We start from the raw sequence: 10,289 nt of genomic DNA on the forward strand, positions 1-10,289 counted from the left end.
CAAGGCGCAACGAAGCAGACAGGTCCATTTCGCAAGCCGCAGGAGATCGCTTGTGAGACATGCAGGCTAGCCCGGAGGGTTTCCCTTTGGTAAGGATAGAAGGGTGCGCTCTGACTCTGATCCACTGGCCGAACGATTCTGGTTTTCCGCCGAAGGACGGCGGCTGGCGGGGACCCTCTTCCCCCCCTTCCTGCTCGGCCGGCGCTGGTTTTCTGGAAAGGCACGGGGCCTTGAGGAAGTCTGGGTGGCCGACGCCTTTCTCCTCGGTCCGCGAGAGGCGGGCCTGCGCCTCCTCCTCCTCCAGGTTCGCTTCGCTGCCGGAGAGACCGCCCTCTTCTCCCTGCCCATCCGGTTGGCTGGAAATCTTCCGCCAACCGGCTTGGTGGAGGGGGACCGGATCGGCCCGCTCTCCGCTTCCTCGCCGCAGTGCCTTTGGGAGGCGACCGGAGATCCGCTTTTCGGCGGCGCCCTGCTCGATCTGCTGGCCGAAGAGAAGGAGCTGTTGGGGCCGCAAGGAATCCTGCGGGGGAGAAGAGGTCCGCTTCTGGACGAGCTTGACGCTTCGGGCGAGCTTCCGAAAGATTCCCGGCTGCTCGGCCGGGAGCAGAGCAACAGCTCGCTCCTCTTTGGAAACCATCTCTTTTTCAAGCTCTATCGGAAGATCGAAGGAGGCCCCAATCCCGATGCAGAAATCCACGAACGCCTCTCCGGCGTGCTCCGCTTCCCCCACGTCCCCCGTTACGGTGGCCGGCTCGATTACGAGCCGCAGAACGGCCCTCCGATCCTGCTCGGGCTCTTGACCGAGGCGGTTCCCCATCGATCCGACGCATGGACCCTCGCTCTGGCGGCGGCGACCGAGTGGATGCAGCAGGCAGGCGAGCATCGTCCCGAAGAGCCATCTTCCCGGCCGTCCTGGGAGCTTTTGGGGAGACGGACTGCCGAGTTCCATCTGGCGATGGCGGGCCCGCCGGACGACCCGGCTTTTCGGCCGGAGCCGTTGAGGGGAGAAGAGATTCCCCTCTTTTTCGAGGGAGCCCTCGGCCTGCTTCGGCGATCCTTCGGGATGCCGGACGGCCCTCCGGAAGTACCGCTCGGTGTCGAAGAGGAGCGTCTGGCGAAGCTCTTTCCGCGAATCGAAGCCCGCTTCCGCGCGATTCTCCGCTTGCCGGCCAACCTCCTCAAGATCCGGATCCACGGCGACTACCATCTCGGACAAGTCCTGGCCACCGAAGACGATTTCGTGCTGATCGACTTCGAAGGAGAGCCCGAGCGCTCGTTGGCCGAAAGGCGGCATAAAACCCTGGCGCTCCGCGACGTCGCAGGAATGGTCCGCTCATTTCACTACGCCGCCCTCGCCCCCATCTTTCTGCAAGGGGATACGGGGGAGGAGCGAAGCCGGCGGCTGGCCGTCGCCGACGACTGGCGGCGCCGGGAGACCCGGCGGTTCCTCGAAGGCTATTTTGCGGCCGCGGGCGGGGCGCCCTTCCTGCCGACCGCACCGGCGGAGCGCGGGACACTCCTCGACTTCTTCGTCCTGGAGAAGGCGGTCTACGAAGTGGGCTACGAGCGAAACAACCGACCGGCGTGGATGCAAATTCCCCTGCGTGGCATTGAAGAACTCCTGGAAGGGAGCCGGCAATCGGAGGAGAATGGACAGTCATGAGCCGAGGAGACACGGAAAGGCTGATCGACATGACAGAAGAGCGGCGCTCCGCGAAGGCCGTAGCGCGTCCCAAAGAGCTTCCTGAGGTTTGGGGAGAGACCGACACCTTTCTCTTCCGCCAAGGCAATCACTTCCGGCTTCATGAGAAGCTCGGCGGTCATCTGCTCTCCTGGAAAGGGCAGAGAGGCGCCTACTTTTCGGTCTGGGCGCCCAACGCCGAGGAAGTCTCCTTGGTGGGAGATTTTAACGACTGGAATCCGGATGCAACCGCGATGGCTCTCCGGGAGGACGAGACCGGCGTTTGGGAAGCATTTGTCCCCGGGCTCGAGAGCGGCGTTCTCTACAAATACTTCATCCGCTCCAAGCAGCACGGCTTAACCACGGTGAAGAGCGATCCCTACGCCTTCCTTTGGGAAGTTCCTCCCCGCAGCGCATCGGTGCTCTGGGATCTCTCCTATGAGTGGAGCGATCGTGAATGGATGGCGACCCGGCAAGAAAGAAACGCGCTCAACGCCCCCTGGTCGATCTACGAGGTGCACCTGGGCTCGTGGCGACGGGTGCCCGAGGAGGGGCATCGGCCCCTCACCTATCGGGAGATCGCCCCGCAACTCGCCGCCCATGTGAAAGCCATGGGCTTTACCCATGTGGAGCTCTTACCCATCATGGAGCATCCGTTTTCGGGCTCCTGGGGCTACCAGACGATCGGCTACTTCGCGCCGACCAGCCGCTTCGGCACCCCCCAGGATTTCATGTACCTCGTCGAATATCTCCACCAGCAGGGGATCGGGGTGATCCTCGACTGGGTCCCCTCCCACTTTGCGACCGATGGACACGGCTTAGGGCTCTTCGACGGCACCCACCTCTATGAGCACGCCGACCCGCGCCAGGGGTTTCATCCCGACTGGGGGAGCTATATCTTCAACTACGGCCGCAACGAGGTCCGCGCTTTCCTTTTGAGCAGCGCCCGTTTCTGGTTCGAGAAGTACCACGTGGATGGTTTCCGGATCGATGCCGTCGCCTCGATGCTCTATCTCGACTACTCCCGCCGAAACGGGGAATGGATCCCCAATCAGTACGGGGGAAACGAAAACCTCGAGGCGATCCGCTTTCTCCGCATCTTAAGCGAGCAGCTCTACCAGGAATTTTCCGGCATCCAGCTCATGGCCGAAGAGTCGACCTCCTATCCGATGGTGAGCCGCCCGGTCTACATGGGGGGCTTGGGCTTCGGCTTCAAGTGGAACATGGGGTGGATGCATGACACGCTCGACTACTTCTCCTGCGATCCGGTTTACCGGAAGTACCACCAGCACTGCCTCACCTTCAGCGCCTGGTATGCCTGGCATGAAAACTTCATCCTCCCCCTCTCCCACGACGAGGTCGTCCACGGGAAGGGCTCGCTGATCGCAAAAATGCCGGGGGACGACTGGCAGAAGTTCGCCAACCTGCGAGCGCTCTTCGGCTATATGTTCTTTTTCGTCGGCCACAAGCTTCTCTTCATGGGCGGAGAGTTCGGGCAGTGGAAGGAGTGGTATCACGAGGTCAGCCTCGACTGGCATCTGGCTTCCGAGGGGCTGCATCACCAGTTGCTCCAGTGGGTCAGCTCCCTCAACCACCTCTATGTGCAGGAGCGTGCGCTCTACGAGAACAACTTCACCGGCCACGGCTTTTCCTGGGTCGACTTCAGCGATGCGGAGAGAAGCGTGATCAGCTTCCTCCGCAAGTCGAAGGACGGGCGGGAGCAGATTCTCTGCGTCTTCAACCTCACCCCGGTTCCCCGAATCGGCTACCGGGTGGGCGTTCCCTTTGCCGGATATTGGCGGGAGATTGCCAACAGCGACGCGCGCGAATTCGGGGGCAGCGGGATGGGGAACCTGGGCGGCCTCGAGGCCGACTGGCTTCCGTGGCAGGGGCAGCCTCACTCGCTCAACCTGACGCTACCCCCGCTTTCGGCGTTGGCCTTGAAGAGAGTGCTCTAGCGTACTCTCTCTTTGCCTCGCCCCAAGGGCTTTCGGCCTTCCGGGGAAAGATGAACGCTCAAGGCGCCGGCGGCTCGCGCCCCGAGCGCACCGACAAAGGTGCTTCCCGCCCATGCCGCCACGGCCGCCCCGGGGCCCGTCTCGGCTCCGAGCATCCCTCCGATCGCGCTTCCCAATCCCTGCGATCCTACCCGCAATCCGGCTTGCGCAAGGTGGATCGCCGAGTCCCGCAGCCGCTCCTCGGCCAAGGCTCGCCCTGCTTTCCGCCAATCTTCCGACTGGAGGAGTTCCGACGCCCATCCAAAGCGGCGCGCATGACGGAAAAACTCACGGCGCCACCGCCGCAGCCGTTCGGACGCGGAGGAAGCATCGCCCTTTTCTCCTGCTTCCGCCGCCTTTGCTTCCCTCCGCCGAGCGCGGCGGAGGGCCTCCGCCTTGGCCTGCTCGATCGGCGTCCCGCTTCCCTGCCGTCGCTTTCCCTCCCGCCCAATCCGGCGCGAGAAGCCCTTGACCGCTTCCGACACGACCTCCCGCGCTCCTCGGGCCAACTCCCCGAAACTCATCGCCACTCGCACCGTTCCTGGTTCCTGTTGCTTGTCCATAGCATTTCCGTGGGACGATCTCCGGTTGACGCGCATCCCTTCCTTTCCCTCCCGGGCATCTCGCGCCGTAGGCTTATGGAAAAAGGTCTCCTCCGCTCTCTTGTGCGCGAAATTTTCCCAAAGCGTGGGTAGTCTGCCCCAGTCATGGCACGAGTAGTCCTCTTCCGCCGCTCCCGCGGCACAAGAGAAGACGGGAAGGACCAGCGGCACGGTGCGAAACGAGGCGATCGGCACAGATCCTGCTCTTCCCTCCTCGCCATGCTACGGACAAAACCTCGGCGCTCCCTGCTTGGTGCTCTTGTCGTCCTCTTCTTCGTTCTCACCCCGCAGGGATACCCCGCTCCGCCCAGCGAGCCGCCCGCGGATTCGTCGAGCCCATCCGGCGAAGCAGCACCGCCGGGGGAAGAGACCCCAAGCGACCGCAAGCTCCGCAGCGCCCTCGAACAGCCAAGGCACCCGGCCAAAAGCCAATCCGATCTCGAAAAGGCGATGACCCAAATGCCCGAGGTCGAGGTGGTCGCCGTCACGCCGCTGCCGGGAATGGGACAGCCGCTGCAAAACCTGCCGGGCGATTATCAGATCCAGCAGGGGAAGACCTGGCTGCAGCAAGAAGAGTTTAGCTTACCCGAGTTCATGGAACGCAACATGGCGAGCGTCAACGAGGTCAACATGAACGGCAATCCGTTTCTCCCCAACATCAACTACCGAGGCTTCGCCGCCTCCCCCGTTCCCGGAACTCCCGTGGGGATCTCCGTCTTCCTGGATGGCGTCCGGATCAACGAGCCGTTCACGAACAACCTGCTCTGGGACTACGTTCCGCAGCTTGCCATCCAGAACATGGAGATGGTTCCGGGCTCGAACCCGATCTACGGCCAGAACACCCTGGGAGGAGCCCTCGTGATGCAGACCAAGAACGGCAGAACCAGCCCGGGCTCGATGCTTCAGGACTACGCGGGGGTCTGGGGTACCAACGACCTGGAGTTCCAGCACGGAGGCTACAAGGGAAACTGGGACTGGTTCTTGAGCGGCAACTGGATGAGCCAGGACGGCTGGCGCCAGCAGAGCTCGAGCTACGTCAAGCAGCTCTTCGCCAAGGTCGGCTACCATACGGAAGCGACCGACGTCCACGTAGAATACATCGGAGCCGATAACCTGCTGAACATCCTGGGGCCCACTCCCCTCGACATGATCGCCACCGGCGGGAACTCGATGATCTATACCGGGCCGAATCCCCAATATGATAATCTCAACATGGTCAACCTGCTCGCCTCGCAAAAGCTCTCCGACGAGCTGACCTTGGGGGGCAACGCCTACTTCCGCGAGTCGAACTACAACTTCAGCAACGGCAACGTCGCCAACAACGTCGATCAGTTCTTGGGCTTCAACTATCCTCTGGCCGGTCAGGCATTGAATGCAAACGGGATGCCCATTCCCGCGGGAGAATGGGATTTCGGCTCGATCGCCCAGACGGGCGCGGGAGCCCGGCTCCAACTCCAGTGGGAGAAGAGCTTCGCCGGCATGGAAAACTATGCGGTGGCGGGAGCGAGCTTCGATTGGGCCCAGTGCTTCTTCAGCTCCGGATTCTACCCGGCGGCGATGGGAGCCAATTACAACAACATGACGATTCCCGGCTACCCCTTCCAGGATCAGTTCTCCGTGCCGACGTTTAGCGATTACATCGGCCTCTACCTAACTGACACCTTTTCGCCCACTCCCTGGTTTCATTTGACGGGGGCCCTCCGGGACAACTACGCGCAGATGGTCATCGGGGGCACAGGGGTCGACGAGAATAGCGGGGAGACGGTTTCCCTGGCGGCGGCCGAGCGCTTTCAGCAGGTCACCCCCGCCGCGGGCTTTACCCTCCAGCCGCTCGCCGCCTTCGGCGTTTCCGACCCCACGCTCAAGGATCTCACCTTCTTCTTCAACTACAGCGAGAGCTTCCGACCGCCCATGGTGGGCGAGATCACCGGAGCCAACCCCGCGATTCCGGTGATCCTGCCCGTGGCACAACTCGGAGACCCATCCCTCTCCCCGGTCCTGGCCCAGACTTTTGAGAGCGGCTTCCGCGGCAAGCTCACTCCGGGGAGCATAGACTGGGCCTTCTCCTTTTATCGGACCGGCATCTCCAATAATATTATGTTCGAGCAGACCGGCCACTCGGCCGCCGGGTTTTTCCAGAACATCGGCGAGGAGCAAAATCAGGGCGTCGAGGTCACCGTCCAGGGCAGCTACAAGAAGCTCACCTGGTTCGCAAACTGGTCCTTCCTCGAAGCAACCTTTCAAAGCCCGCTGCTCCTGGAGAATGCCGTGAGCACGGCAGTGCCCGTCCAACCGGGAGATCGGCAACCGAACCTCCCCCAGCAGATGGTCAAGGCGGGAATCACCTATCAGCTCCTTCCGCAGTGGCAGGTTTCGATGGACTTCCAGTACTATTCGAGCCGGGTGCTCTACGGGGACTGGGCCAATGTCTATCCAATGCTGACCGGCTTCGCCGTGCTCAACCTGCAAACCTATTATACGATCAACAAGCACTGCCAGATCTTCGCCTTTGCGACCAATCTCTATGATGAGCAATACGCGAGTGCCGGCCTCATCAGCCAAAATGTCTTTACCGGCGCTCCCCACGGAGGAACCATCGTCCCGTTCGTGACGCCAGGATCGCCCTTCGGTGTCTGGGGTGGGGTCCGCCTCCAGTTTTGAGCGATCGCGCCGTCGGGCTGCCGAAGGGAAAGCGATCGGTCCTGATCCGACCTCCGTGAAAATCGCGACACGCATTCGTCTCGCCTCCAGCGTGCTCTTTCTCTTGGTCGCCGCCCTTTCTGTCGAAGCCGCCTGGCTGGCGCTCCGCGGACAGAAACAGATCGAGCGGGTAGAGGAGGAGCTGACACAGCTCTCGCTGCTCGCCGATCTTGAGCTTTTCGCCCAGCGGGAGGTCGCGGAAGTCTCGGACGTTCTCGGAGGGAAGGATCCAAAGGCCCGAGCCCAGTTTTCCGATTTCGCCCATCAAGCACGCGAACTCCTGGTCCGCTGCCGGTCCCTGCCGCGGGGCGAAGCGGAAAAGGAGAGCCTCGCCTCCGTGGAGCAAAACACGCTTGCGCTCGAAAAAATGGGTCGGGAACTCCTTGAGCGGCCGAGCCGGGCGGAAGGTTCCGTTTCGTTTTCCGGAGTCGACTCCCTGGAGGCCTTCCTGGATGGCCCGTTCCGTCATTCGGTGCGAGCGCTCGTGCATCGGTTCCACAAGGGAGCGATCGAGCGTGCCCGGGAAAAGGCTCGTCTCCTCAAGGAGACCGCCACGCTCTTGATCGCTCTCTGCTTTCTTGCCGGCCTAGGATTGGCCGCCCTCGTCTCGCTCTGGCTCTCCCAAGGGATCGGCCGTCCCTTGCGCAACTTGGTCGAAGCCGCCCGAAGCATCGGCCGCGGGGAGCCAAAAGGCCTTCCGGAAATTCCTCCCTCCGGAGATCTGCGGGAGCTCGCCCTCGCCTTTCACCAGATGGCAAGCGAGCTCCAAGCCTCGCAGGAGAAGATCGTACGGACGGAGCGGATGGCGACCATCGGGGCCACCGCGGCCGCCGTGGCCCACGGAATTCGCAATCCACTGGCCAGCATTCGCGCGCTGGCGCAGGTCCCGCTCCTGCAGCCCGGCTCTACCGGCTCTACCGGAGATACCCTCCGGGAAATCATCTCCGAAACGGACCGCCTCAACCGCCGAATCGGTCAGCTTTTGACCTTTGCCAAGCCCCTCATTCCGAGACCGATTCTGGGCAGCCTCAATGGGCTCGCCGAGGCCATTGCGCCCTCCCTGGCCAAAGGAGAAGGCAAGGAAGTCACGATCGATCTCTGCTTGCACCCCGATCTTCCTCCGGCCCGGTTCGATCCTGCCCAGATGGAACAAGTTCTGATCGAACTTCTGGCCAATGCGCTCGCGGCCGTCGGCCCGGGCGGACACATCCGCCTGAGCACACGCGTCCAACCGGACCGACGTCTTGCCCTCGAGATCGAAGACGACGGCGAGGGGATTTCCGAAGAGAATCTCCGTCGGGTGACCGAGCCCTTTTTTACGACGCGGCCGGAAGGATCGGGCTTGGGCCTGGCGATCGTCCAGCGATACGTTACCCACAATGAAGGCGAGGTTACCGTGAGCAGCCGGATCGGCCAGGGAACACGAGTCACCCTGCTCTTCCCCGCCGCAACCGAAGGAAGTGATGGGACTCAATATTCTGCTCGTTGAGGACGAACGAAACCTGGCTCGGTCGATTCGCGAGCTTCTCACCGCTCAAGGCCACGAAGTTTCGCTGGCCTTTGATGGCAACGAAGGGCTCCGGCAAGCCGAGCTCATCGCCCCCGATCTGCTCCTTCTCGATGCGCGCCTTCCCGGTCTCTCCGGACCTGAGATTCTCCGTCGGGCGCGGGCGATTTATCCCACCTTGGCGGCCCTCGTCTTTACCGCCTATGCTTCGGTCGAGGATGCGGTCGCCGTCATGAAGCTCGGCGCCTTTGACTATCTTCAGAAGCCGCTGGACCTCGACCGCCTTTGCGTGCTCGTCGATCGAGTCGAGGAGACCGTCCGCCTCAAGCAGGAACTGGCCTACTACCGAAGCCTGGATGAGCCGATCCTGGTCGGGGAGTCGCCGGCGATCCTCTCCCTTCGGGAAAAGATCGACCGGTTGAGCCGACTGGAAGGAAGTCAAGGACTCCCGACCGTTTTGATCTCCGGAGAAACGGGGACCGGCAAGGACGTCGTTGCCCGCCTCCTTCACCAGCAGAGCTCCCGGCGAGGAGGCGCCTTCTTGGCGATCAACTGCGTGGCGCTTCCCGAAAGCTTGGTCGAAAGCGAGCTTTTCGGCTACGAGCGGGGAGCCTTCACCGGAGCCCAAGGAGCGAAGCTCGGGCTCATGGAAGCCGCCGACAAGGGAACTCTCTTCCTGGACGAGATCGGCGACCTCCCCCTCCCCATACAGGGAAAGCTGCTGACGGCCATCGAACGCAAGACCGTTCGACGGCTCGGCGGCATCCGCGATCGCAAGGTCGATCCGTGGATCCTTGCCGCGACCAATCGGAACCTGGAGAGCTTGATCGGGGATGGCACCTTCCGGGCCGACCTCTACTACCGATTACGCGTCGTCCATCTCGAACTGCCCCGGCTACGCGAGCGGGCGGGCGACATTCCGCTTCTGGCGGAATATTTCCTTCGTCTCCATGCCACCCGTTATGGGAAGTCAGGCAAGAAGCTCGCGCCGGATGCGCTCTCGACTCTGCAGGCATATCCGTGGCCGGGAAATGTCCGCGAACTCTCCCACGCGATCGAGCAGGCGGTTCTCTGGTCGAAGGACGAGATACTCACGGCTGCCGATTTTGCCTGGCCGGGCCATCTCGCAGGGGGAGCCGCTCGCCCCTTTGCCACGCCCGACGAAGCGGTCCGGACGCTTCTTCGCGAAGGGCTCTCGTCCGCCGAGATCGAAAAACGGCTCTTGCAGCAGGCCCTCGAGGCCTCGGGAGGCAATATCTCCCAGGCCGCCCGCCTCGTGGGCATGACCCGGGACATCCTCCGCTATCGGATGGAAAAGTATGGTATCGCGGCAGGATAAGTGCCGAATGTATCACCGCCGAGGCAAAACTGACCCACGTTCGTGAGGATGTCAGACAACAGCCAGAAATGACGCATCGACGACACGATGAATCGACCTCTGACCTATGTTTGGGGGAATGCATCGTAAGTAGTTGCTATACAGTATATTGCATTTCCCATTGGCACTACAGTGCCTATTTTTGCCCTTTTGGAGTCGGCTACGGCTGCCGGGCAGAGATACGTAAGGTAGAGAGGATTTGCCGGGCTTGATGATTCGCGGCGGTGACCCTGCGACCTTTTTTCCCTCTCGAAGGCGAACTCCACCAGATGGATGGTTTGGAGCGCAGCCCAAGCCTGCTCGGTGGAGAAGGGTAGATTGGCCTTAACAGCCTGTCGTACTTTCCCTTTCCCTCTGGAATATGGTAAAAGAGGGCATGGCTGAGCGATTTGTGACGGTGGATCGGATGACGCCGATGCTTTTG

7 protein-coding genes are annotated in these 10,289 nt (G+C 62.1%); 5 read left to right on the forward strand and 2 right to left on the reverse strand.

Annotated elements, in window-relative coordinates; all coding sequences use genetic code 11:
• Window positions 1-103 precede the first annotated feature (103 nt).
• Both MAMT_RS07870 and glgB read left to right on the forward strand, forming a co-directional pair.
• Window positions 104-1,663 carry a maltokinase N-terminal cap-like domain-containing protein gene (locus MAMT_RS07870; protein WP_142660436.1) on the forward strand — a complete coding sequence of 520 codons (1,560 nt, stop codon included), beginning with the start codon at window positions 104-106 and terminating at the stop codon, window positions 1,661-1,663.
• On the forward strand, window positions 1,660-3,639 hold the full coding sequence (gene glgB, locus MAMT_RS07875) for a 1,4-alpha-glucan branching protein GlgB (protein ID WP_246186587.1): 1,980 nt from the start codon (window positions 1,660-1,662) through the stop codon (window positions 3,637-3,639). Before MAMT_RS07870 ends, glgB begins: the two co-directional genes overlap by 4 nt.
• Here the strand turns inward: glgB and MAMT_RS07880 are convergent.
• Window positions 3,636-4,475, reverse strand: a complete 840-nt coding sequence (locus MAMT_RS07880) for a hypothetical protein (RefSeq protein WP_142660437.1) — start codon at window positions 4,473-4,475, stop codon at window positions 3,636-3,638. The two genes, glgB and MAMT_RS07880, sit on opposite strands and share 4 nt — an antisense overlap.
• A 24-nt stretch (window positions 4,476-4,499) precedes the next feature.
• Between MAMT_RS07880 and MAMT_RS07885 the strand changes: the two genes are divergently transcribed.
• The 3 genes from MAMT_RS07885 to MAMT_RS07895 are packed head-to-tail and all read left to right on the forward strand — an operon-like array spanning window position 4,500 to window position 9,826.
• Window positions 4,500-6,941, forward strand: coding sequence for a TonB-dependent receptor (locus MAMT_RS07885; protein ID WP_246186588.1), 2,442 nt, complete (start codon window positions 4,500-4,502; stop codon window positions 6,939-6,941).
• Between the two features lie 55 nt (window positions 6,942-6,996).
• Window positions 6,997-8,469 (forward strand): ATP-binding protein, encoded by a 1,473-nt coding sequence (locus tag MAMT_RS07890; protein ID WP_142660438.1) that lies wholly within the window; start codon window positions 6,997-6,999, stop codon window positions 8,467-8,469.
• Window positions 8,444-9,826 carry a sigma-54-dependent transcriptional regulator gene (locus MAMT_RS07895; RefSeq protein WP_142660439.1) on the forward strand — a complete coding sequence of 461 codons (1,383 nt, stop codon included), beginning with the start codon at window positions 8,444-8,446 and terminating at the stop codon, window positions 9,824-9,826. The genes MAMT_RS07890 and MAMT_RS07895 overlap by 26 nt, the downstream gene beginning before the upstream one ends.
• 104 nt (window positions 9,827-9,930) lie before the next feature.
• Here the strand turns inward: MAMT_RS07895 and MAMT_RS11540 are convergent.
• On the reverse strand, window positions 9,931-10,289 hold a 359-nt coding region (locus tag MAMT_RS11540; RefSeq protein ID WP_218579737.1), incomplete at its 5' end, for a hypothetical protein.

The organism is Methylacidimicrobium tartarophylax (assembly GCF_902143375.2).
Taxonomy (GTDB): domain Bacteria; phylum Verrucomicrobiota; class Verrucomicrobiia; order Methylacidiphilales; family Methylacidiphilaceae; genus Methylacidimicrobium; species Methylacidimicrobium tartarophylax.

Bases quoted from the DNA above. Each gene is read 5' to 3' on its own strand.
- glgB (WP_246186587.1), top strand. From the start codon at position 1,660: ATGAGCCGAGGAGACACGGAAAGGCTGATCGACATGACAGAAGAGCGG.
- MAMT_RS07885 (WP_246186588.1), top strand. From the start codon at position 4,500: ATGCTACGGACAAAACCTCGGCGCTCCCTGCTTGGTGCTCTTGTCGTC.
- MAMT_RS07895 (WP_142660439.1), top strand. From the start codon at position 8,444: ATGGGACTCAATATTCTGCTCGTTGAGGACGAACGAAACCTGGCTCGG.